Source organism: Synechococcus sp. CS-205, from assembly GCF_025128255.1.
Taxonomy (GTDB): Bacteria; Cyanobacteriota; Cyanobacteriia; order PCC-6307; family Cyanobiaceae; genus Regnicoccus_A.
This window is the reverse complement of the sequence record NZ_JAHLZB010000022.1, coordinates 66,348-86,905: the sequence shown is the minus strand read 5'-3', so window position 1 is coordinate 86,905 and position 20,558 is coordinate 66,348. Positions and strand designations below refer to the sequence as shown.

The window sequence follows — 20,558 nt, the reverse complement described above, 5'->3', positions numbered from 1 at the left end:
CGCCGCCCATGTGATGAACCCTCTGCCAGATCACGGCCGCAAGAACACCTCACCCCGGAAGGTCTTCTCCCGCCAGCGGCGCGAGCGAGCGGCCTGGCGCGAGGGGGGAATGGCTCTGCTGAATGGGGGGTTGGGGGCTGCTGCGCTGCTGCTGCTGATGCAGCTGCCCAGCCAGCTGGATTCTCTGTTGGTGATCAGCAAGGTGATCAGCACCTTGATCCAGGGGCTGAGTCAGATCGGACTCGGGCTGATCAGCCTGATGGTGGGACTGCTTCAGTCGCTCGCTGTGCTGCTGGTGCTTGGCCTGGCCATCGCAGCGCTGCTGTTGCTGATCAACGGGGTGTACCGACTGTTGCGCCTGGCGATCCCCGGCCTGGGCCAGCTGCTGGCGCTGCCGGCAGGACTGGCGCGACTGATCTGGTCGGTGGTGCGCATCCAGCCACCGGATCGCCCCGAGCGTTGATCTCAGGGGCGTGGGGCCAGGGCCCGCCGTGACTCCCACAGCTCCTGGAGGCTGACGGCCCCATCGCGATTCAGGTCGATCTCCAGGAAGCGGCGGTTGAGCCAGGGGAAGGAACGCGCCTCCTGGCGGCTGAGCTGGCCGTCACCGTTGCGGTCGGCCCGGGCGAACACCGTGCGCACCCGCACTCCAAGGAAGACCTTCTGACGGGGGGCCAGATCGGTGGGCAGCAGATAGCCGCGCCCGCGCCTGTCGAGCCGCTGGAAATTGGTTTCCAGAAAGGGCTGTCCCTGACTTTCCCGGGGGGTCAGCCTGCCGTCCCGGTTGCGGTCCAGGCGCTCGAACCAGGCCTGCATCCGTTGCTGGTAGCGCTGCAGGGTCTGCGTCTCCTGGGCCAACCCTGGCCCCGAACAGGCCAGCAGCAGAGCGGCTAGGACCACCGACCACCACCTTGGGCCGGAACCAGCCAGGGGGCCGGCGACGGGTCTGGAGGGAATGGAGAGCGCCATGGTGTTCACCTTATGGACGCTCACGCGCCCCAGGGACGGACCGGGGACGGATCCAGGGGGCAAGGCATGACCGGACCTGTCTGCAGGTCCGGGCAGTCACCTTTGGCAAGGGCCGTCCTGGCGAGGGTCCTGGGCGCAGGCGGTCTGTCTCCATACAGTCGGCGCAGCTGCGGCCCTCGCCTTGAGCCGAACCCACACCATCTGGGTCGTCGATGACGACCCGGAACTGCGCCAGTTGCTGGGGACTTACCTCACCGACCAGGGCTATGAGGTGCGCTGCCTCACCGATGGACGCCAGCTGATGGCCCGCCTGGAATTCCAGCGCCCCGATCTGGTGGTGCTTGATCTGATGCTGCCCGGTGATGACGGCCTCACCCTGCTGCGCCGCCTGCGCGATGCCAGCGACGATCTGCCCGTGGTGATGCTCACGGCCCGCGGAGAGGCGGTCGACCGGATCATCGGCCTGGAGCAGGGAGCCGACGACTACCTGGCCAAGCCCTTCCTTCCCCGGGAGCTGATGGCCCGCATTGAAGCGGTGCTGCGCCGCCGCGGCACCCTGCCAGCCGGCACTCCACTCGCCGATGGCGAGCTGATCCGCTTCGGCGACAACGTGCTGGATCTCTCGGCGCGCACCCTGGAGCGGCAGAATCAGCCCGTGACGATCACCAGCGGCGAATTCAGCCTGCTCGCCGCCTTCGTGCAGCACCCTCACCGTCCCCTCTCGCGGGAGCGGCTGATCGAGCTGGCCCGCGGCCCCGCCAGCGACACCGACACCCGCAGTATGGATGTGCAGGTCTCACGGGTGAGGCGGCTGGTGGAGCCCGATCCCAGCCGGCCCCGCTACCTCCAGACGGTCTGGGGCTATGGCTACGTGTTCGTGCCCGATGGCCAGCCCCGCAACCGCTGAGCGATGGCCCCCTCGATTCGCTCCGCAGCCCTTTCGTTGCGTCTCGGGGTGTTCTTCCTGGGGGGATGGGCCCTCAGCCTGGTGCTGCTCCAGGCCCTGCTCGGCACCAGAATCGGCCAGCTCCAGATCGCCCAGATGGGCCCGCAGGTGGCCCTCAACCTGAGGCTCTCGGAACTGGCGCTGGAACGTTTCCCACCGGCCACCGTCTCCCAGCTCAGCGGCCTGCAGCTGGGGGTGGGGCGGCCGCCGCGCCGTCCCAGGCGGTGGGGGCTTCTCGGCCACGGGCACGATCGGCGCCTGGATCGCCAGGCTGACCAGTTGCAGCTGGAGCTCTGCCGCCGGCTGCCCCGTTGCCCCGAGGTGGTGCCGAACCACGGCGCCGCCCGTGGTGTCTGGATCGAGCTGGCCTCCCCCCTGGAGCCGGTCTGGCTCTATGCCGCCATTCGTCCGCGCTTCGGCTGGCCGCCGGATCCATTGCTGGTCACCCTGTCGCTGGCGAGCGGAAGTGTGATGGCGGGGGCCCTGTTTCTGCTGCTGGAGGTGCAGCGGCCGCTGCAGCAGCTGGAGCGCGCCCTGGCACGGGTGGGCCTCGAGGCAAAGCCGGAGCCGATGCCCCAGCGGGGCGCCCCCGAGGTGCGGCGGCTGGCGCAGCGCTTCAACGCCATGCTCCGGCGCCTGGAGGACAGCGAGAGGGAGCGCGCCACCATGCTGGCCGGCATCGCCCACGACCTCAAGACCCCGCTCACCCGACTGAGGCTGCGCTTGTCGATGCTGGGGGATGGTGCCGCCAGCGCGCGGGCAGGGGCCGATCTCGACGACCTCGAGCGCATCACCGGCCAGTTTCTGCTCTTCGCCGGCGGCGGCGGGGGGGAGACGGCGGTACGTGTGCCGCTGGCGGAGCTGCTGGCGGAGCTGGCGGCCCGCTACGACGGACAGCCCGTCGAACTGGATCTGGCTCCTGTCACCGCCACGGTTCAGCCGATCGCCCTGGGCCGTGCCGTCGCCAATCTGATCGACAATGCGCTCAGTTACGGCCAGCCGCCCGTGCGGTTGGTGCTGCGGGCCTGGCAGAAGGATGGCTTTGAGCTGCAGGTGTGGGACCAGGGCCAGGGGATCGCAGAGGAACAACGAACCCAGGCACTGATGCCCTTCCAGAGGCTCGATGAAGCCCGCAGTGGCCATGGCCACTGCGGGCTCGGTCTGGCGATCGCCCAGCGGGTGGCCCGCACCCACGGCGGTGAGTTGCGGCTGGGGGATCAGCCCCTGGTGGATCTCTCACCCGAGCCGGTGCCGGGGCAGTTCTGCGTCAGCCTGAGCGGCCATTCCCTCAGTGAGGACCGTGTCAGGGCCTCAACAATCTGAGCCGAACCCACAGCCTCTCAAGGCTGATCCCTCTAGACAGGATGGATAGTCAGGTGAGACGGGGCTGAGCAGGATGGGCAAAGGCAAAGCCAAAGGGAAGGACAAGGCTGGCGGCCAGGCCAAGAAGGCCAGATCTGGAAAACACGGTGGTGCCAAGACCGGAACCAAGGGTGGTCGCCACGGCGATTCCGGGGGCGACTCCGCTCTGGCTGGCCTCGCAGGCGCCCCTTCCCCTTACCCTCCGAACGGCCTGAATGACCGCTATCACCCCTCCCATCTGGCTGGGGAGCAAGAGGATGATCTGGGTGCCCCACCCGAGGAAAAGTCAGCCAAGCTCAGCCGCAAGTTCTATGAGAAAGAACTGGAGAAACTCCAGGTCGAGCTGGTGAAGATGCAGTACTGGGTGAAGCATGTGGGCTTTCGTCTGGTCATCCTCTTCGAAGGCCGCGATGCCGCCGGCAAGGGAGGAGCGATCAAGCGCATCACCGAACCTCTCAACCCCAGGGGCTGCAATGTGGTGGCCCTGGGAACCCCCTCCGACCAGCAGCGCACCCAGTGGTATTTCCAGCGCTACGTCGAGCACTTCCCGGCCGCCGGTGAGATCGTCATCTTTGATCGCAGTTGGTACAACCGGGCCGGCGTGGAGCGGGTGATGGGCTTCTGCAGCGAACCTCAGGTGGAGGAATTCATGCAATCGGCTCCCCAGTTTGAGCGCATGCTGGTCCGCTCCGGCATCGTTCTTCTCAAGTACTGGTTCTCGGTCAGCGACGAGGAGCAGGAGGTCCGTTTCCGCTCCCGGCTGGATGATCCCGCCCGCCGCTGGAAACTCTCACCGATGGATCTCGAATCACGCGACCGCTGGGTGGAGTTTTCCAAGGCGAAGGACCAGATGTTTGCCCACACCAACATCCCGGAGGCCCCCTGGTTCACCGTTGAGGCCGATGACAAGCGCAGGGCCCGCCTCAATTGCATTCGCCATCTGCTCTCGAAGATCCCCTACGAAGACATGACGCCCGCTCCCATCGAACTGCCACCGCGCAAGACCGTCGGTGATTACCAGCGCCCCCCCATGAATGAGCAGTTCTTCGTCCCCAACGCCTATTCCTGACCGTCTCAAGCCCTCCCGCTCCATCGCCGCCTTGCCATGCCCCGCTCCGACGATGATTCGGCCCTTGGCCCTGACTCCTCCGAGCCCTCCCGTTCCGGGGATGAACCGGAGGCTTCCCTGACTGTTCCGGCTACGGCCCCCCTGCGTGGGCCTGAGGGAAGCCTGCTCTACACCGGCTGCGACGGTCGGCAGTACATCGTCTGCAGCGATCCCTCCCAGGCCATGGATCAGGATCTGATGGCGACCTTTCAGGCCCTGCGATCAGGAGCTCCGGGCCTGGAAGCCCTCATCCAGGCGGCCCGAGACTGGGTGGCCGAGGCCAGCGACCAGGGACTGCCGCCGGCGGTGGCCCGCAGGACGCTGCTCTCGCGCCTGAAGCAGTCCCTCCAGGAGCAGTGACCAGTCCGTTGACCACTGATCGGCTCAAGCCCTGAGTCCCTCCGGGGACGGTTCAGTTCAGCCGATCGAACCAGAAGCCCGCCAGTTGCCAGCTGCTCCAGAGGAAGATCAGCAGGAACACCCAGTTCAGCCAGGGAGGGCGTTGCTTGTTCTCCAGACCCATCGGCCCTGCAGCGGCAGCTGCCCAAACTTATCGGCTCCGGGCGGCCCTGCGCCGGCTGCTGGCTAGGGCCCCAGGCCCTTGCAGGGGATCAGCTGCTCAGAGGTGTCGCTCTGACAGAGACCCCAACGGCGCCCGCTGATTTCATCCACCCAGCGCAGCACAATCGGCCCGCCGGAGTGCCCCGTCGGCGAGGGCACGGTGATCACCGCCAGTCTGGCCCGGCCCCGCCGGTAGTCGAAGCGGCAGAAACCTGCCCCAGTGCCGGAGCAGCCACTGAGGCTGGCCAGGGTGCTTCCTGAGCGCTCCCGGTCAAGTGCGGCGGGGGCGCTGGCGGGAGAGGGCCGCCAGCCGAGCTGGAGCAGTCGGCGATCACTCTCGAGGATCGGCTGTCCTACGCGCAGCAGGGTGGCCAGCGCGAGCGGATCGCCACTGCGCTGCTGGGCCATAGCCACCCCGGCACCACCCAGCAGGGCCAGCAGCAGGACCCCTGGCAGGGAACTGCCCCCCCAGCGAACGATGGGACGGCAGGGGCACTGAAGAAGCGGACCCTCTCGAGCCGTTGCCATGGACATCCCCGCGGTGTATTCCTTTCTGGGCTTTCCTGGCTGGGGACCCCTTCATCTCTACCTCCCTCGCCAGGGTGATCCAGCGGGTGCAGCGCTCCGCCTGGGCGCCGCCCTGGAGGCCTGCCATGGGGATGGTGCCGGCCCCGGGGGCTTGGTGGCTGGTTTCCTGCGCTGCCATCCGGGGGCTGAACCCCTGGGGTCGCCGGACTTTCGCCGCGATTGCCGCTACCGGTATCTGATCGTCCACCGGGCCCAGGGGAGCTGGCCGTTGCGGATCACGGCCTGGAGGCATCCGATCGCTCAGCAGGGATGGCGACGGCGCTGTGGACCGATCGAGCTGAACGGGTTTCTCAGGCGCTTTCATCCCTGCCGGGGATCGCGCCCACTGGCTTGGTCCGCCTGAGGTCGTGCAGACCCTCCAGCTGGTTGTAGACCGCCAGCAGCTGCATGCGGATGTGATCGGTGTTCTCGAGCTTGGCGAGGTTGGCCAGGACCCCTTCGATCTGGGCCTTGCTGTCGATCAACAACCGGCATTCACTGGTACCGGGTTCGTAACTCATGGAGACTCCTGGAGTGGAAAGAACGGGGTGAAGTCAACCCTCTGCATCGTGCTGTAACGAGCTTTAACGGAAAGGCTGGCGTTGACGCTGTTGGATCGGTTGCATTTCAACCGATGTCGTCCGGTCCTGATGCAAGCGCCGCCGCCTGACGGGGCATCAGCACCAGGAACAGCCACCACCAAAGCAGCACCCCGATTGCGAGCGGAACGCTAAGCCACCAGAGCCTCAGCCAGAGCCAGCTGCCCGCGATCAGGAGCACCCCCGTCAGCAGGATCGACCAGGGCTGGCACCACCAGGGCTTCAGTTGCCAGATCGACACCGCTCCCGGCGCCTGGGAGGTGTCCTCGCCGGTCTCGGTCATCGGGCTGGGGATCCTCAGGAGTGGAACAGCAGCACCAGGCCCATGCGCAACTGGTGGAACTCCCGTTCCTCACGGCTCAGATCCAGGCCCACGTCGAGGCCTTCCTTGAGGGCGGCTTCGAAGGGGGGGATCGAGGGTGCCGCTCCAGCACGCCAGAGAGCGGCGATTCCCACCGGGGTGGCATGCCAGCTGAAGCATGGGGTGAGCCCGATCGAGGGTTCCTCGAGGGCGTCTTCGAGCAGGTCGCGGATTGGCATGGCGGGCTGGGCTTCGTTCAGCATCCGGATCCAGGCCTGGCGACGCAATCAGCTGAGAGTTTTCGTGATGTGATCGCGCCGGCACGGGCCCTACGGTGCCGGCATGTCAGGACTCCCCGGCCGGATCGCCCTCGTCCATGAGTGGTTCACGCCCCGCTCCGTCGGGGGAGCCGAACTGGTGGTGAAGGAGATCGACCGGTGGCTTGCCGCCGGACGCCCCGCGGCCGCTCTTTTCGCCCTGGTGGATGGCGAGAGCGCCCGACCAGGCAGCTGGCTGCAGGGCCGACGCATCCAGACCAGCTTCATCCAGCACCTGCCCTGGGGCGTGAGACATGTGCAGCAATATCTGCCCCTGCTGCCCCTGGCGATCGAGCAGCTGGATCTGGCCGGCTTTCCCCTGGTGCTGAGCAGCAACCACCTGGTGGCCAAGGGAGTGCTCACCGGGCCCGACCAGCTGCACATCAGCTATGTGCACACCCCGGTCCGCTACGCCTGGGATCAGATGCACGCCTACCTGGCCGGTTCCACCATCGCCCGCGGACCCCTCGGGCCGTGGGTGCGCTGGCAGCTGCATCAGCTGCGCCAGTGGGACGTGAGCAGCAGTGCCCGCGTCGACCATTTTCTGGCCAACTCCCGCTTCACGGCACGAAGAATCTGGCGCTGCTGGCGCCGCCCCAGTCAGGTGGTGCATCCGCCGGTGGCGGTGGACCGGTTCCGCTGGGATCTGCCCCGGGAGGATTTCTACATCTCCCTGTGCCGGCTGGTGCCCTACAAGCGGGTGGACCTGGTGATCGAGGCCTGCAACCGCCTGGGGCTGCGCCTGCTGGTGGTGGGCGACGGGCCGGAGCGGGCCCGCCTGCAGGCCCTGGCCGGACCCACCGTGACGCTGCTGGGGGCCTGCACTCCGGAGCGGGTCACGGATCTGATGGGCCGCTGCCGTGCCTACCTCTACGCCGGTCTGGAGGATTTCGGCATCGCCCCGGTGGAGGCCATGGCTGCGGGAGCTCCGGTGATTGGCCTGGGTCAGGGAGGGCTGCTTGACACGGTCCGTTGCCTGGCGGCCGACGTGCCCCAGCCCACCGGCCTGCTGTTCGAGCAGCAGAGTGTCGCGTCCCTTGTGCGGGCGCTGGAGCATTTCGAGCAGGGACAGTTGTGGCACCGACTGCCTGCGGAGGGTCAGCGGCAGTGGGCCGAGCGCTTCTCTCCGGAGCGCTTCCGCCAGCGCCTGCAGGGGGTTCTCGAGCGACGCTGGCAGGGACATCAGCGACGGTTGCGGCGCTGTGCCTCTGGGGTGAGTGACCGCACCGGCTGGTGAGTTGACCTTTCGATTTTTAGAGTTCGCGCATCTCTGGGGGCGCTGATGTCCGGATCGTCGCTCAGCACCTTTGACATCGCTGGCCCCGTACCCAGGCCCCTGCACCTGGTTCCTCCGCTCCCGGTCGCTGATTCGATGACCCCCGCGGGGCCCACGGCCGAACATCTGATCCGGGCGCAGTCGAAACGATCCCGCGTGTTCAAGCGCAGCGGTGACATCGTGTTTTCCCTGGCGGTGCTCACCCTCGGCAGCCCCCTGTTCCTGCTGCTGGCCGTGCTGGTCAAACTCAGCTCGCCCGGGCCGGTGTTCTACGTGCAGCGCCGCATCGGCAGGGGCTACAAGGGCTTCGGCTGCATCAAGTTCCGCACGATGCGCAAGGACGCCGACCGCATCCTCAAGGCTTTGCTTGATCAGTCGCCCGAACTCAAGGCGGAGTTCAACAAAGACTTCAAGCTCAAAGCAGATCCCCGCATCACACCGATCGGCAGTTTTCTGCGCCGCTCCAGCCTCGATGAGCTCCCCCAGTTCATCAACGTGCTCAAGGGTCAGATGAGCCTGGTCGGGCCGCGGCCGATCGTCTGGGACGAACTGGAGCGCTACGGCCGTCAGATGGATGAGGTGCTGGCGGTGCGCCCTGGGCTCACGGGCCTCTGGCAGGTCTCCGGGCGCAACAACCTCAGCTACGACGCCCGGGTCAAGCTCGACATCGCCTACGCGCGCCGCCGCACCGTCCTGCTGGATCTGGCGATCATCCTGCGCACGGTGGGGGTGATCCTCTACCCGCGTGATCGCGGCGCCTACTGATCAGCTCAGCTGGTCTCAACCGCTGATCAGACGGCTCACCCCCAGCAGCAGGGGCAGGGCCATGGCCAGCCAGAGAGCCTCGAGCCGGCCCACCAAGCTCAGAATGAGGGCCACGGCTGCGGGCCCGGCGCCGGGGTAGCCCTGCCCGAGGATCGGTTTGGCTCTGGCCACGCCGCCGTAGTGGTTCAGGCCCCCAAGCTGGATCCGGGCCGCCTGGGCAAAGGCCGCCTGCGACACCCCGGCGTTGGGGGATGGATCGGCCTGGCCCTGCCGCAGGGCCAGCCGTCCCAGCTGGAGGCAGCGCCCAGGCCGGCCAGCGGCGAGCGGAAGTGAGAACGCCACCAGCCGGCAGGGCAGCCAGGTGAGCAGGTCATCGAGGCGGGCCCCGGCGGTGCCCAGCCAGCGCAGGCTGCCCACGCGGTAGCCGAGCATCGAGTCGAGGGTGCTGGCGGCTTTGTACATCCAGGCCAGGCTCAGGGGACCCGGAGCTCCCGAGCCCACCCCCAGGGCCGCCCAGAGGCCAGCACCGGCCAGCATCCAGAACAGCGGCCCGAACAGCCCATCCACGGCATTCTCCGCCGCGGTTTCGGCCGCCCCGCGCAACAGCTCCTCCCGGCTGAGTCCCTCCACATCACGACCCACGATCCAGGCCAGGCGGCGGCGAGCCTCCTCCAGCCCCTCGGGATCCCCAGGCTCCACGCCATCGGAGAGCCCCGGCCTGCTGATCGGAGCCAGCACCCCCCTCACGGCCTTCTCCAGGCTGCCGGCGGCCAGGGCGCTGGCCATGGCCACGAGCAGGGCCGGCAGCCCTGCCCAGACCACCCAGACGGGCAGGGGCAGGAGCGAAGAAGAGCCAAGCGCCAGTTGCTCGATGGCCCAGCCGGCCAGGCTGCTGCCCCCCACCACCAGGGCGGTGAGGCCCAGTCCCGCCAGGTGCAAGCGGCGGGGATGATCTCCGGCCCAGCGCTCCCCGATGCCGCGCAGATGCTGGATCGCCCAGCCCATCGCCTGAACAGGATGGGGCCAGCTGATCGGATCCCCCACCAGGCGATCCAGTCCACAGGCCAGCAGCACCAGCAGCCAGAGCTGGATCGGCCCCACCAGCGTGATCACGATGGTCGTGGGGGCAGCACCAGGGCCGCCCCCACGAACAGCCCGATCTGAAGGGGGAAGGCCAGGGGCAGGCCGAGCAGCTGGGCCATCAGCCCCATGGCCAGGCTGCCGAGCAGGCCGCCGATGGCCCCTGAACGGGCCAGGGTCAGCCAGCGCAGAGGCTCATCGCTCGGCTGAGGCAGGCCCCTCACCTGGGCCAGGTCGCTGGCCTGGGCAAGACCACCCAGCGGAACGAACAGCAGCAGCGATCCCCAGCCCGGCAGCCAGCGGGTTGCGCCCAGCAGCAGGGCCATCGCCAGGTAGCGGCCGGCTCCTTCATGGCGTGGACCGCCGAGCCGCCAGGCCCCTTTCAACCAACCCAGGCCCAAGTCTCCGCCCAGGCTGCGTCCCAGCCCATAGGCGGCCAGCACAAGGCCGAAATCCAGGCAGGTGCCGGCTTCCACCTGGCGCACCCACAGGGGCAGCAGCCCGAACAGCCCGCCGAACAGCAGCCCCTGCAAGGCACAGCGCCAGCTGAAAGCCACCCGAGCAGGCGGGGTTTCTGCTCCAGGTGCCTCGCGCAGGCCTTCACCCCGGGCCTGGCGGGCCAGTGGCAGCACCGGCAGCAGCAGCACCATGGCCTGGCTGAACTGAAGGAGCGCCCGGCCTATGGGGAACAGCAGCGCCGCGAGCCCATGGCCGATCAGCACGCCAAGTTCACCGGCACGCCGCACCTGGCCCATGGGCAGTTGATGAAGGGCCAGAAGGGTCCGCTGAAGGGGCAGCGCCGTCATCTGGGCTCCCACCGCGACGGCCAGCACCGAGGCCATGGCCAGCAGCACCTCAGGGGCGCGCTCCTGGCCTTGGACGCCCACGACCGCGCTGGTGCCGAGGCCCAGCAGCACCAGCACCGCCAGCAGTTGCAGGATCACCCCGCTCAGGGGCCGGCGGATCAGAGGGAGCAGCGCCGGCAGGGTGACCAGGGCCGGCAGCAGGCTGTTCAGCAGAGGTGAAGGGCTCAGGCCGCTCACCATCCAGGCGGCAGCGGCCAGGGTGAGGCTGGTGCTGGCCTGGGCACTGCCCCAGGCCAGCACAGGCAGATTCGGCCTGGGGCCTGCGCTGCGGCCGCCGGGGTGATCCCGCTTCAGGAGGCCTTCAGCCAGCTGAACATGGAACGCAGGCCCACGCCCACCTGCTCGACGGGGTGGGCCGCGTCACGGTTGCGGGCCTTGGTCATCTCCGGCTTGCCGGCCTCGCATTCGGCCACGAAATTGCGGGCGAAGGTACCGTCCTGGATGTCGGCGAGGATGCGCTTCATCTCTGCCTTGGTGTCGGCGGTGATCAGGCGCGGGCCGCTCACGTAGTCGCCGTACTCGGCGGTGTTGGAGATCGAATCGCGCATGGCGGTGAGGCCGCCCTTCACCATCAGATCCACGATCAGCTTCACTTCGTGCAGGCACTCGAAGTAGGCGAGCTCGGGCTGGTAGCCCGCATCCACCAGGGTCTCAAAGCCGGCCTTCACCAGTTCGGAGAGGCCGCCGCAGAGAACGGCCTGCTCCCCGAAGAGGTCGGTTTCGGTTTCCTCTTTGAAGTTGGTTCCGAGGATGCCGGCACGGGTGCCGCCGATGGCCTTCGCGTAGGCCATCGCCAGGGCGCGGGCATGGCCGCTGGCGTCCTGGTGGATGGCGAAGAGGGCCGGCACCCCCTGGCCGTTCTGGTATTCCCAGCGCACGGTGTGCCCGGGGCCCTTGGGGGCGATCATCACCACATCCACATCAGCGGGAGGCTTGATCAGCTCGAAGCGGATGTTGAAGCCGTGGGCGAAGCTCAGCACCTTGCCGGGCTTGAGGTGCGGTGCGATCTCGGCGTCGTAGACGGCCTTCTGGGTTTCATCGGGCAGCAGCACCATGATCCAGTCGGCGCGCTCGGCGGCCTCGGCCACGCTCAGCACCTCGAGGCCATCGGCCCTGGCTTTCTCAGCGGAGCGGCTGCCCGCGTAGAGGCCCACCACCACGTTCACGCCGCTGTCCTTGAGGTTGAGGGCGTGGGCGTGGCCCTGGGAGCCGTAGCCGATGATGGCCACCGTTTTGCCATCGAGCAGGCTCAGATCGGCATCGGAGTCGTAGAAGAGCTGGGCCATCCGGCGAATCGGGCAGGGCAAACAGCGACTTTACGGTCGCGCCCGGCGGATCAGGCCTCGCTGGGGTGGGCGATCACCCGATCGATCAGGCCGTAATCCTTGGCCTCCGCAGCACTGAGGAAGTAGTCGCGGTCGGTGTCCTTGGTCACCTTCTCGAGGCTCTGGTCACACATGTCAGCCAGGCTCTGGTTGAGCATGTCCTTGATGCGCAGGATTTCGCGGGCTTCGATCTCGATGTCGCTGGCCTGGCGCTGACTGGTGCCGCCCAGAGGCTGGTGGATCATGATCCGCGCATGGGGCAGGGCCAGCCGTTTGCCCTTGGTGCCCGCCGCCAGCAGGAAGGCGCCCATGCTGGCCGCCAGACCCACGCAGATGGTCACCACGTCGGATTTCACGTACTGGATCGTGTCGTAGATCGCCAGTCCGGCGGTGACCGACCCGCCCGGGGAATTGATGTAGAGGTAGATCGGCTTGCTGCTGTCTTCGGAATCGAGGTACAGCATCTGGGCCACCAGGCTGTTGGCGATGCCGTCGTTCACCTCCTGGCCGAGGAAGAGGATCCGCTCCACGCCGAGACGGGTGTAGATGTCGACCCAGCGCTCGTACTGGCTGCCGGGCAGGCGGTAGGGAACGCTGGGGGTGCCGATGGGCATGGCTGTGGGTGCGGAACGGGGTGGTGACGGAGTGAAAGGCGGGCGGGGGGCTTGCTCTGATCAGCAAGCTCAGCGGATCAGGCTCAGACCGAGCCGGCCAGCGGCACCGGCAGCGGCTTCTGGCTGGTGAGGATCCGGTCGATCAGGCCGTATTCCAGGGCCTCCCGCGGGGTGAGGTAGGTCATGCGATCGGAGTCACTCGAGAGCTGCTCCACACTGCGGCCGGTGTTCTGGGAGAGCATCTCGAGCATCACGCGCTTGTTGTGCAGCACTTCCTGGGCCCGGATCTGGATGTCGCTGGCCTGGCCGCGGGCTCCGGAGCGGGGCTGGTGCAGCACGATCGAGGCATGGGGCAGGGCCGCCCGGTGACCCTTGGCGCCCGCCGAGAGAATCATTGCGGCGGTGCCCATGGCCTGACCGATGCAGATCGTGTGCACCGGGGGCTTCACGTAGCGGATGGTGTCGCAGATGGCGAAGGCCTCGGTTTCAAAGCCGATGGCGTCGCCCGAATACCAGCTGGTGCCTGTGGAATTGATGTAGAAAAAGATCGGTTTCTCGGGATTGTCGAACTCGAGATAGAGAAGCTGGGCAATGATCAGCTCGGTCACATCGATCCCCATCTGACGCTTGGCGTCGTCGTCGGAGAACAGAGGCAGGCCGAGATACACGATCCGCTCCTTCAGCAGCAGTGAAGGCAGATCGGGCGGCGGTGTGCGCATCACGGCGGAATCGCCGTAGTAAGGGGCCGACACCGACATCTGGAAACGCTCTACAGGGCCTGGAGGGGAGCCTAGCGGGGGCCCGTCGGCTGCCGGACCGGGGCGGGCTGTTTCGGCCCTTCCTGGTCGCATCGGGCGAAGACCATGCGCCCTGCCGGGGTCTGCAGCGCACCGGTCACGGTCACCGGCAGACGCTGGCCGATGCGGGCCCGGGCGGATTCCACCACCACCATGGTGCCGTCCTCCAGATACCCCACCCCCTGGTCGGCCTCCTTGCCCTCGCGCACGATCTTGAGCTGCAGGGCATCACCGGGCTGAACCTCGGGCCGCAGGGCGATCACCAGCGCGCTGAGGTTCATCACCCTGAGATCCTGCACCTCGGCCACCTTGGCCAGGTTGTAGTCGGCCGTGAGCAGGGTGCCGCCGGTGTCGGCCGTGAGCTTCAGCAGCTTGTCGTCGGCTCCGTTGCCCTCGTAGCGGGTGCTGTTCACCACCAGGCGCCGGCCGTAGGTCTCGCGCAGGGCGGCCAGCAGGTTAAGGCCGCGCCGGCCCTTGCCCCTCTTCTCGGCATTGGCCGAATCCGCCAGCTGCTGCAGCTCATCGATCACCGCCTGGGCCACGATCACCTGGCCCTCCAGCAGCCCCGACTCCAGCAGACCACGGATGCGTCCGTCGATGATCACGCTGGTGTCGAGGATCTTGGCGGTGGCCGGTTGCAGCACCCCGTCGGCCACCAGCAGGGCCTCGGTGCTCGAGGGGTTGAACAGCCGCAGCAGCGTGCGGCCATGCACCTCGGCGAGGTTGTAGCCCAGGACTCCGAAGAACACGTTGCTCAGCACCGCCGCGAGCGGCTTGACGAAGATCACCTCCCAGGGCAGCGGCAACAGCAGGATCGGTGCCAGCAGCAGGTTGGCCACCAGCAGCCCGAGGATCAGGCCCACGGCCCGGCTCACCAGCAGATCGGTGGGCATCGAGCGCACCTGGCGCATCAGGCGGCGCCGCAGCAGCTGGAAGAAGAAGCCCGCCAGCAACCCGAAGAAGGCCCCGAAACCGCCCAGAACCCAGCGCAGACCCTCCAGGTTCGTCACCTCGATCAGCAGGTCCTCCGGCAGCAGATCCACCCCCAGCCAGCCGGTGGCCGCGCCGGAGATCAGGAACAGCAGCAGGATGAGCGGGTCCACCATGTGCCTGTTGTGGGCTGCCCAGAGCCGGGAAACCGCAGCATGGCCGATCCCGCTCCATTTGACCGGGAAAGGTACCCGTACATTTGCCTACGGACATGTCGCGAACCCTGACTGTGAGCGCGTCCACCGCCACTTCCCGGTTGTGACCGCACCCCGCGCCGCCTACCTCCACATCCCCTTCTGCCACCGCCGTTGCTACTACTGCGACTTCGCGGTGGTGCCGCTGGGGGACCACGCCGACGGTGCCCACTCCGCCTCGATCGCCGCCTACCTGCCCCTGCTGCAGGCCGAGATCGCGGCTTCTGCCAGCCCCGCACCGCTCTCCACCGTCTACATCGGCGGTGGTACCCCCTCACTGCTCACCCCCAGGCAGCTGGGGCAGCTGCTCGACGGCCTGCGGCAGAGATTCGGGCTGGTTCCCGGGGCAGAGATCACCCTGGAGATGGATCCGGCCAGCTTCGATCGCCTCAGGCTGGACGGGATGCTGGCGGCGGGAATCAACCGGGTGAGCCTGGGGGGGCAGAGCTTCGATGACGGGGTGCTCGAGCGTCTGGGCCGCCGCCATCGCCGCCGGCACCTGCTCCAGGCCGCCGGCTGGCTGCGCCAGGCCCGTGCCAGCGGTGCCCTCAGCAGCTGGAGCCTCGATCTGATCCAGGGACTGCCGGAGCAGGACCTCCCCCACTGGCGGCAGCAGCTGCAGCAGGCGCTTGCCCTGGAGCCACCCCATCTGTCGGTCTACGACCTGATCGTGGAGCCCGGCACCGTTTTCGAGCGTTTGCAGCGGCGCGGCCAGCTGCCCCTGCCGGACCCCGATCTGGGTGCCGACCTGATGGACCTCACCGGGGAGCTGCTGCGGGCCGCCGGCTACGGACGCTATGAGATCTCCAACTACGCGCTGCCCGGGCACGCCTCCCGTCACAATCGCGTCTACTGGAGTGGCGCCGGCTGGTGGGGGTTCGGGCTGGGGGCCACCTCGGCCCCCTATGGGCAGCGCCAGGCACGGCCTCGAACGCGCGAGGCCTATGCGGCCTGGTTGCAGACGAAGGGGGCCGGCCCGCCAGCCGGGGAGCCGCCCTTTGATGAGTGGCTGATCGTGGGTCTGCGCCGGCGCGAAGGGGTCAACCTCCACCATCTGGCCGAAGCGGCTGGCCTGTGTGCGGCCGATCGTGCCTCCCTGAAGCGCTGGATGGCCCCCTGGCGGCAGCGGGGCCTGCTGCTGGTGGAAGGCCAGCGCTGGCGACTGGCGGATCCTGAAGGACTGGCCCTCAGCAATGCGGTGCTGCGGGAGCTGCTGGCCTGGTGGGAAGCCCGTCAGCGGCCCGAGCAGGCCATGGCTGAGCCGTTGCCTGCAGCCAGCCCCTGAGGGCGTCCACGCAGAGCTCGCGCCCGGCCAGCAGCGGGGGGCTGAACGGAGGCTGGCTCGGGGTCAGACCGAGCAGATCCGCCGTGACCCGCACCTGGCCATCGCAGTCATCGCCGGCACCGATCCCGATCACCGGGATGGTCAGCTGCCGCCGCAGACTGCCGGCAAGATCGTCCGGCACGTGCTCCAGAACCAGGGCAAAGCAGCCGGCGGCCTCCAGATCCAGGGCCTGGCGCCGCAGCCGCTCCTGGCTGATCGGATCCCGGGCCTGGCGGCGGTAGCCCAGCTGATGCACCGACTGGGGTGTCAGGCCGAGGTGCCCCATCACCGGAATCCCGCTGCGCACCAGCCGGTCGACCACGGCCACGGTTTCCGGCTCACCACCCTCCAGCTTCACGGCGGCGGCGCCGCTTTCCTTGAGCACCCGGCCGGCGGCGGCCACTGCCTGATCGCTGCCGCACTGGTAGCTGAGGAAGGGCAGATCGCAGATCAGCAGCGGTTGCTGGCCCACAGGCCGGCGCAGACCCCGGGCCACCGCCTGGGTGTGGCCGATCATCTCCGCCAGGGTGACCGGCAGGGTGGTGGCGTGGCCGAGCACCACCATGGCCAGTGAGTCGCCCACCAGCACCACCTCGGCACCGGCCTCCTCCACCAGCGCCGCCGAGAGTGCATCCCAGGCGGTGAGGATCAGGATCGGTCGCCCGGCCTGCTTGCGGGTCACCAGATCACCGGGTCTCAGGGGCACAGGCGGAAACCTCTCGGGCTTGCATTGCTACCATCATCTCGACTCGGACCCACGCGGCCCGGACGCCCAAATCTGGTCAGGACCGGAAGGGAGCAGCCACACGGGATGCTCTTGGCAGGCGTGGACTCCGGGTCACCCTCTTGATCCAACAGGGGCGTTAGCCCACTCCTGATCCAAACGATCAGCTGTCGGTTGAGCGGCTCTGGCGGTTGAGCAGGAAGGGTGGGATCTTGGCGCCGCGCTGGTCCACCTCTTCCTCGGTGTGGGTGAGCTGGGGGCTGGCGGCGAAACGCTCCCGGGGCCGTTCGGTGCGGTAGGTGCTGCCCGCCTCGAAGCCGGTGGCGATCACAGTCACGTGGATCTCGCCTTCGAGCTTCTCGTCGACCACGGCCCCCACGATGATGTTGGCGTCGGGATCCACCACGTCGTAGATCACTTCGGAGGCGGTGGTCATGTCCTCGAGGGTCATGTCCCTGCCGCCGCTGATGTTGATCACGCAGCCCCTGGCCCCATCGATCCGTGCGGCTTCCAGCAAGGGGCTGCTGATGGCGGCCTGGGCGGCCTCAACGGCCCTTGAGCGGCCGGAGCCGACCCCGATGCCCAGCAGGGCTGTGCCCGCCAGGGTCATCACCGAGCGCACGTCGGCGAAGTCGACGTTGACCAGCCCAGGCCGGGTGATCATGTCGCTGATGCCCTTGACGCCCTGACGCAGCACGTCGTCAGCGGCTCGGAAGGCTTCCTGCAACGGTGCGCCCGAGATGGCATCGCGCAGGCGGTCATTGGGGATCACGATCAGGGTGTCGACATGCTCAGCCAGACGGGCGATGCCCTCCTCGGCCTGCTTCATGCGCTTGCGACCCTCGAAGCCGAAGGGCTTGGTGACGATGCCCACGGTGAGGGCACCGCATTCCTTGGCCACTTCCGCGAGGATCGGAGCGGCTCCTGTGCCCGTGCCACCGCCCATGCCGGCGGCGATGAAAACCAGATCAGCCCCTTCAAGGGCTTCCTGCAGTTCGTTGCGTGATTCTTCGGCCGCCTTCTGACCGATCACCGGGTTGCCGCCCGCCCCGAGGCCCCGGGTGAGTTTCTGGCCGAGTTGAACCCGTCGCTGGGCGGCCGACTGGAGCAGAGCCTGGGCATCGGTGTTCAGCACCCTGTAGCCGACCCCCTCCAGATCGGAGGCGATCATTCGGTTGACCGCGTTGCTGCCACCGCCCCCCACGCCGATCACTTCGATCCTGGCGCTCTGGCTGGGAACGATGCCGTTGCTGGAGGGCGAGGAGGTCAATGGAGTTCCGAGTAAGGCATCAGATTGGGATGGGGTGCTGGCCTGAGTCGGGGTGGTCGCCCAGGGAACCGTTGACACTCATCTCGGGCAGCATTGTGTCGGCGGCGGGCTGGAAAAAACATGTGCGATGCGGCACTTTTGCGTGAAAACGTTTTTCTCGCAATGGTCCGGTGAGGGTTTGCAGCTCAACCTGAGATCAGCGACCCTTCATGGGTCAATCCACCCCTTGTCCGGGTGGTTTCGCCGGGGTCGAACCTGCTGGGGGTGCAGGGAGTCCCAGTTCGGGTTGGTCCGGGTCGCTCAGGTCGATGGAGCGTAGGGCCTGGCCCTTGACCCGCTTGGGCAGTTCACCGGACAGATAACGCAACACATCGAGGCGACGGTTGAGCTCGCCGTCGGGCTCACCGAGCTTCACCTCCCCCAGGGTGGTGGTGGTCAGCCAGAGGGTGCCGTCGGGCTCGAAGCGAATCAGCTTGAGCGGGCTGCCCAGGTCGTCGCGGCGCTCCATGACCTCCACCAGGGTGGCTCTGATACGGTCCTGCCATCCCTGCACCCGGATGGTCGTTTCCGGCTGGGTAGCGCCGGATCCCATGGCCTGCTGGCTGCTGCTGATCCAGTGACCCAGCCGGTCGATATAGCCCTGTTCGGGACCCTTGGCCGTGCGTCGCTCGGCCCGTGCCACCACCTTGCGGTCCACCAGCTCGATGCGAAGACGGGGGGGAAGGATCAGTCGCTGCACGGCCACCTGCTCCACCGGCAGCGCCTCCAGCAGCTCAGAGCGCACCAGACGGGGGTCGAGGTTCAGCAGGGGCAAGGGGAAGCGCAGCTCGGCGGCGGCGATCGCCTGCTCGCGGCTCACCCGCTCGCTGCCGCTGATCTCCACCTGGGATGGGCTGGAGAGAGTCCAACCCTGGCGCAGCAGTCCGTACCCAAGCCCAGCGGCGGCCGCCGAAAAGACCAGCAGCCTCCAGACGTTGCGCAGGCGTTCCTGACGGCGCTGCAGACGCAGTTGCCGCCGACGCTCCACCCCTGGCGCCTGGGGGCCCGAACTCATAGCTCACAACGGGATCGGGCCATCAGCTCATCCATCCAGCGCCGGGCCCGTTCGGCATCGGAGAACGGCACATCGTTCTGCTGACCACCGCCCACCAGCCGAACCCGGCAGCTGCCCTGGCTTTCCTCGGTGAGGGGAGCGTCTCCGGAACCCAGAGACATCAGCTCCAGCAGTTCGAGCTTGCTGATCACGAACGATCCCTGGGGTTTGAGGGTGCCGGCCTCGAAGGTGCTCCAGGTCAGGACACCGTCGGCGAGCCGTGCCGCACCGCAGCCATCGAGTTTCGAGAGTTCCGATCCCGCCGCCCAGTCGCGGAAGAGCCGTTGACGGCGCCGCTCAAGCCAGCCAAGGGCCGTGAGCAGCACGAAGACCACCAGCAGGGGCAGCCAGAGCAAGCCGTGACTCATTCCGCCAGGTCCTCCTCAGATGATCCACCGTCCCATTCTCCCGCGCTCTCCACCAACTGATGCACGAGATCCTCCAATGGCACTCCGCTGGCCTCCCACAGCATCGGGTACATGCTCTGGCTGGTGAAGCCGGGCAGGGTGTTGATCTCGTTCAACCACAACTGCTGCGCCGCTTCGTCGTAGAAGAAATCCACCCGGGCCAGCCCCTCGGCCGCCACGGCGGCACAGGCCCGCAGGGCCATCGCACGAAGGTCCTCGCTGACACTCGGCGGCAGGTCGGCGGGAATCACGGTGGAGCTGAGGCCAGCGGTGTATTTCGTCTCGTAGTCGTACCAGTCGGCGGAGAAGCGAATCTCCCCCACCACCGAGGCCTTCAGGCCGCCACAGCCCCCGGCCGACTGACCCAGCACCGCGCACTCCAGTTCCCGGGCCGTCACCCCTTGCTCCACCACCAGCCTCGGGTCCAGGGAGGCGGCCAGCTCAAGCCCCTGCCGCAGGGAGGCGCGGTCACTGGCCTTGCTGATTCCCACGGAGGAGCCCATGTTGGCCGGCTTGACGAAGCAGGGATAGCCCAGATCCTGCTCCAACCGCTGCAGCAGTCCCTCGGTGTCTTGCTCGAGTTCCTGCGCCTGCACCGCTGCGTAGGGGACCTGGGGCAGACCTGCGGCGGCGAAGGCCGCCTTCATCGCCTGTTTGTCCATGCCCAGGGCTGAACCGAGCACGCCGGAGCCCACGAAGGGCTCCTGCATCAGGGTGAACAGCCCCTGGATGGTGCCGTCCTCGCCGTTGGGCCCGTGCAGCACCGGAAACCAGACCGCCACGCCCACGGCCTCGGGGGGAAGCCCGCGGAAGCCGGTGTTCTCCAGGGGCTGGTGGCCAGCCGCCGCCAGTTGCGCGTCCTGGGCCGGCTCGCCGCTGGCCAGGACGTCCTCGGCCAAATCGGGGCCCCACCAGCGGCCGCGGCGGTCGATGTAAAACGGGCGCACCTGGTAGCGCTTCAGGTTGGCCCCCTGCCTCAGGCCACCAAGAACGGTGATCGCTGAGCGGATCGAGACCGGATGCTCATCGGAAGCTCCCCCGAACACCAGGCCAACGCAGCGGGGTGAGCTGGGCATGGGTGCGGCAGAGACCGAGTCGGCGCC

The 20,558-nt window shown here is 67.9% G+C and carries 24 protein-coding genes and 1 other RNA gene; 9 read left to right on the top strand and 16 right to left on the bottom strand.

The features are described 5' to 3' along the window. Window positions 1–13: 13 nt before the first annotated feature. Window positions 14–463 carry a hypothetical protein gene (locus KQ297_RS04885; RefSeq protein ID WP_259738421.1) on the top strand — a complete coding sequence of 150 codons (450 nt, stop codon included), beginning with the start codon at window positions 14–16 and terminating at the stop codon, window positions 461–463. A 2-nt stretch (window positions 464–465) separates the two neighbouring features. On the opposite strand, the gene KQ297_RS04880 is transcribed toward KQ297_RS04885, so the two are convergent. Beyond that, window positions 466–993, bottom strand: a complete 528-nt coding sequence (locus KQ297_RS04880; RefSeq protein WP_259738420.1) for an EF-hand domain-containing protein — start codon at window positions 991–993, stop codon at window positions 466–468. 157 nt (window positions 994–1,150) lie between these two features. On the opposite strand from KQ297_RS04880, the gene KQ297_RS04875 reads away from it, so the two are divergent. From KQ297_RS04875 to KQ297_RS04860, 4 genes are all read left to right on the top strand, one after another. Next, window positions 1,151–1,876 carry a response regulator gene (locus KQ297_RS04875; protein WP_259738419.1) on the top strand — a complete coding sequence of 242 codons (726 nt, stop codon included), beginning with the start codon at window positions 1,151–1,153 and terminating at the stop codon, window positions 1,874–1,876. Between the two features lie 3 nt (window positions 1,877–1,879). Further along, window positions 1,880–3,238: an ATP-binding protein gene (locus KQ297_RS04870; RefSeq protein WP_259738418.1), complete on the top strand. Its 1,359-nt coding sequence runs from the start codon at window positions 1,880–1,882 to the stop codon at window positions 3,236–3,238. Window positions 3,239–3,311: 73 nt separating this feature from the next. Beyond that, window positions 3,312–4,346 (top strand): polyphosphate kinase 2, encoded by a 1,035-nt coding sequence (gene ppk2, locus KQ297_RS04865; RefSeq protein WP_259738417.1) that lies wholly within the window; start codon window positions 3,312–3,314, stop codon window positions 4,344–4,346. A gap of 36 nt (window positions 4,347–4,382) precedes the next feature. After that, complete coding sequence (locus KQ297_RS04860) at window positions 4,383–4,745, top strand: hypothetical protein (protein ID WP_259738416.1); 363 nt, start codon at window positions 4,383–4,385, stop codon at window positions 4,743–4,745. Between the two features lie 225 nt (window positions 4,746–4,970). On the opposite strand, the gene KQ297_RS04855 is transcribed toward KQ297_RS04860, so the two are convergent. The 4 genes from KQ297_RS04855 to KQ297_RS04840 form a co-directional block, all read right to left on the bottom strand. Further along, entirely contained in the window at window positions 4,971–5,474 is a 504-nt protein-coding gene (locus tag KQ297_RS04855; protein WP_259738415.1) for a hypothetical protein, read from the bottom strand. A gap of 350 nt (window positions 5,475–5,824) precedes the next feature. Further along, window positions 5,825–6,034 carry a hypothetical protein gene (locus tag KQ297_RS04850; RefSeq protein ID WP_185466031.1) on the bottom strand — a complete coding sequence of 70 codons (210 nt, stop codon included), beginning with the start codon at window positions 6,032–6,034 and terminating at the stop codon, window positions 5,825–5,827. A 106-nt stretch (window positions 6,035–6,140) separates the two neighbouring features. Then, a complete protein-coding gene (locus KQ297_RS04845) occupies window positions 6,141–6,395 on the bottom strand; it encodes a DUF6737 family protein (RefSeq protein ID WP_259738414.1) in 255 nt (84 codons plus the stop codon). Between the two features lie 14 nt (window positions 6,396–6,409). Beyond that, on the bottom strand, window positions 6,410–6,652 hold the full coding sequence (locus KQ297_RS04840; protein ID WP_259738413.1) for a hypothetical protein: 243 nt from the start codon (window positions 6,650–6,652) through the stop codon (window positions 6,410–6,412). Window positions 6,653–6,755: 103 nt separating this feature from the next. On the opposite strand from KQ297_RS04840, the gene KQ297_RS04835 reads away from it, so the two are divergent. Together KQ297_RS04835 and KQ297_RS04830 are read left to right on the top strand one after the other, a co-directional pair. Next, on the top strand, window positions 6,756–7,967 hold the full coding sequence (locus KQ297_RS04835; RefSeq protein WP_259738412.1) for a glycosyltransferase: 1,212 nt from the start codon (window positions 6,756–6,758) through the stop codon (window positions 7,965–7,967). A 135-nt stretch (window positions 7,968–8,102) separates the two neighbouring features. Continuing rightward, window positions 8,103–8,771: a sugar transferase gene (locus KQ297_RS04830; protein ID WP_259738411.1), complete on the top strand. Its 669-nt coding sequence runs from the start codon at window positions 8,103–8,105 to the stop codon at window positions 8,769–8,771. A 15-nt stretch (window positions 8,772–8,786) separates the two neighbouring features. Here KQ297_RS04830 and KQ297_RS04825 read toward each other — a convergent pair whose 3' ends face one another. The 6 genes from KQ297_RS04825 to KQ297_RS04800 form a co-directional block, all read right to left on the bottom strand. Next, window positions 8,787–9,863 (bottom strand): CobD/CbiB family cobalamin biosynthesis protein, encoded by a 1,077-nt coding sequence (locus KQ297_RS04825; RefSeq protein WP_259738473.1) that lies wholly within the window; start codon window positions 9,861–9,863, stop codon window positions 8,787–8,789. 17 nt (window positions 9,864–9,880) lie between these two features. Then, on the bottom strand, window positions 9,881–10,957 hold the full coding sequence (locus tag KQ297_RS04820) for a hypothetical protein (protein WP_259738410.1): 1,077 nt from the start codon (window positions 10,955–10,957) through the stop codon (window positions 9,881–9,883). Between the two features lie 50 nt (window positions 10,958–11,007). Then, window positions 11,008–12,003, bottom strand: coding sequence for a ketol-acid reductoisomerase (gene ilvC / locus KQ297_RS04815; protein ID WP_259738409.1), 996 nt, complete (start codon window positions 12,001–12,003; stop codon window positions 11,008–11,010). Window positions 12,004–12,053: 50 nt separating this feature from the next. Further along, a complete protein-coding gene (locus tag KQ297_RS04810; protein WP_259738408.1) occupies window positions 12,054–12,656 on the bottom strand; it encodes an ATP-dependent Clp protease proteolytic subunit in 603 nt (200 codons plus the stop codon). A gap of 83 nt (window positions 12,657–12,739) precedes the next feature. Beyond that, complete coding sequence (locus KQ297_RS04805; protein WP_185466014.1) at window positions 12,740–13,414, bottom strand: ATP-dependent Clp protease proteolytic subunit; 675 nt, start codon at window positions 13,412–13,414, stop codon at window positions 12,740–12,742. 32 nt (window positions 13,415–13,446) lie between these two features. Beyond that, entirely contained in the window at window positions 13,447–14,559 is a 1,113-nt protein-coding gene (locus tag KQ297_RS04800; RefSeq protein ID WP_185466012.1) for a PIN/TRAM domain-containing protein, read from the bottom strand. Between the two features lie 142 nt (window positions 14,560–14,701). Here KQ297_RS04800 and hemW point away from each other — a divergent pair, with 142 nt between their 5' ends. Next, window positions 14,702–15,922: a radical SAM family heme chaperone HemW gene (gene hemW, locus KQ297_RS04795; RefSeq protein WP_259738407.1), complete on the top strand. Its 1,221-nt coding sequence runs from the start codon at window positions 14,702–14,704 to the stop codon at window positions 15,920–15,922. On the opposite strand, the gene panB is transcribed toward hemW, so the two are convergent. Then, window positions 15,825–16,661 (bottom strand): 3-methyl-2-oxobutanoate hydroxymethyltransferase, encoded by an 837-nt coding sequence (gene panB / locus KQ297_RS04790; RefSeq protein ID WP_259738472.1) that lies wholly within the window; start codon window positions 16,659–16,661, stop codon window positions 15,825–15,827. The genes hemW and panB overlap by 98 nt on opposite strands. A 46-nt stretch (window positions 16,662–16,707) precedes the next feature. Between panB and ffs the strand changes: the two genes are divergently transcribed. After that, an RNA gene (gene ffs, locus KQ297_RS04785) (signal recognition particle sRNA small type) lies at window positions 16,708–16,804 on the top strand. A 44-nt stretch (window positions 16,805–16,848) separates the two neighbouring features. On the opposite strand, the gene ftsZ is transcribed toward ffs, so the two are convergent. From ftsZ to KQ297_RS04765, 4 genes are all read right to left on the bottom strand, one after another. After that, a complete protein-coding gene (gene ftsZ / locus KQ297_RS04780; protein ID WP_259738406.1) occupies window positions 16,849–17,955 on the bottom strand; it encodes a cell division protein FtsZ in 1,107 nt (368 codons plus the stop codon). 214 nt (window positions 17,956–18,169) lie between these two features. Next, the gene (locus KQ297_RS04775; protein ID WP_259738405.1) at window positions 18,170–19,009 is read right to left on the bottom strand and encodes a cell division protein FtsQ/DivIB; all 840 of its coding nucleotides are present in this window, start codon (window positions 19,007–19,009) and stop codon (window positions 18,170–18,172) included. Further along, window positions 19,006–19,416 (bottom strand): hypothetical protein, encoded by a 411-nt coding sequence (locus KQ297_RS04770; protein WP_185466006.1) that lies wholly within the window; start codon window positions 19,414–19,416, stop codon window positions 19,006–19,008. Before KQ297_RS04770 ends, KQ297_RS04775 begins: the two co-directional genes overlap by 4 nt. After that, on the bottom strand, window positions 19,413–20,531 hold the full coding sequence (locus KQ297_RS04765) for a D-alanine--D-alanine ligase family protein (protein WP_259738404.1): 1,119 nt from the start codon (window positions 20,529–20,531) through the stop codon (window positions 19,413–19,415). Before KQ297_RS04765 ends, KQ297_RS04770 begins: the two co-directional genes overlap by 4 nt. Window positions 20,532–20,558 lie beyond the last annotated feature (27 nt).

What these genes read in the sequence shown, in the direction of transcription:
- ppk2 (WP_259738417.1), top strand. Translation starts at nt 3,312, where the DNA reads ATGGGCAAAGGCAAAGCCAAAGGGAAGGACAAGGCTGGCGGCCAGGCC.
- KQ297_RS04775 (WP_259738405.1), bottom strand. Translation starts at nt 19,009, where the DNA reads ATGAGTTCGGGCCCCCAGGCGCCAGGGGTGGAGCGTCGGCGGCAACTG.
- KQ297_RS04810 (WP_259738408.1), bottom strand. Translation starts at nt 12,656, where the DNA reads ATGCCCATCGGCACCCCCAGCGTTCCCTACCGCCTGCCCGGCAGCCAG.
- KQ297_RS04870 (WP_259738418.1), top strand. Translation starts at nt 1,880, where the DNA reads ATGGCCCCCTCGATTCGCTCCGCAGCCCTTTCGTTGCGTCTCGGGGTG.
- KQ297_RS04855 (WP_259738415.1), bottom strand. Translation starts at nt 5,474, where the DNA reads ATGGCAACGGCTCGAGAGGGTCCGCTTCTTCAGTGCCCCTGCCGTCCC.
- KQ297_RS04765 (WP_259738404.1), bottom strand. Translation starts at nt 20,531, where the DNA reads ATGCCCAGCTCACCCCGCTGCGTTGGCCTGGTGTTCGGGGGAGCTTCC.
- KQ297_RS04860 (WP_259738416.1), top strand. Translation starts at nt 4,383, where the DNA reads ATGCCCCGCTCCGACGATGATTCGGCCCTTGGCCCTGACTCCTCCGAG.
- KQ297_RS04845 (WP_259738414.1), bottom strand. Translation starts at nt 6,395, where the DNA reads ATGACCGAGACCGGCGAGGACACCTCCCAGGCGCCGGGAGCGGTGTCG.
- KQ297_RS04835 (WP_259738412.1), top strand. Translation starts at nt 6,756, where the DNA reads ATGTCAGGACTCCCCGGCCGGATCGCCCTCGTCCATGAGTGGTTCACG.
- KQ297_RS04885 (WP_259738421.1), top strand. Translation starts at nt 14, where the DNA reads ATGAACCCTCTGCCAGATCACGGCCGCAAGAACACCTCACCCCGGAAG.
- KQ297_RS04800 (WP_185466012.1), bottom strand. Translation starts at nt 14,559, where the DNA reads ATGGTGGACCCGCTCATCCTGCTGCTGTTCCTGATCTCCGGCGCGGCC.
- KQ297_RS04770 (WP_185466006.1), bottom strand. Translation starts at nt 19,416, where the DNA reads ATGAGTCACGGCTTGCTCTGGCTGCCCCTGCTGGTGGTCTTCGTGCTG.
- KQ297_RS04840 (WP_259738413.1), bottom strand. Translation starts at nt 6,652, where the DNA reads ATGCCAATCCGCGACCTGCTCGAAGACGCCCTCGAGGAACCCTCGATC.
- ilvC (WP_259738409.1), bottom strand. Translation starts at nt 12,003, where the DNA reads ATGGCCCAGCTCTTCTACGACTCCGATGCCGATCTGAGCCTGCTCGAT.
- KQ297_RS04805 (WP_185466014.1), bottom strand. Translation starts at nt 13,414, where the DNA reads ATGTCGGTGTCGGCCCCTTACTACGGCGATTCCGCCGTGATGCGCACA.
- KQ297_RS04830 (WP_259738411.1), top strand. Translation starts at nt 8,103, where the DNA reads ATGACCCCCGCGGGGCCCACGGCCGAACATCTGATCCGGGCGCAGTCG.
- KQ297_RS04850 (WP_185466031.1), bottom strand. Translation starts at nt 6,034, where the DNA reads ATGAGTTACGAACCCGGTACCAGTGAATGCCGGTTGTTGATCGACAGC.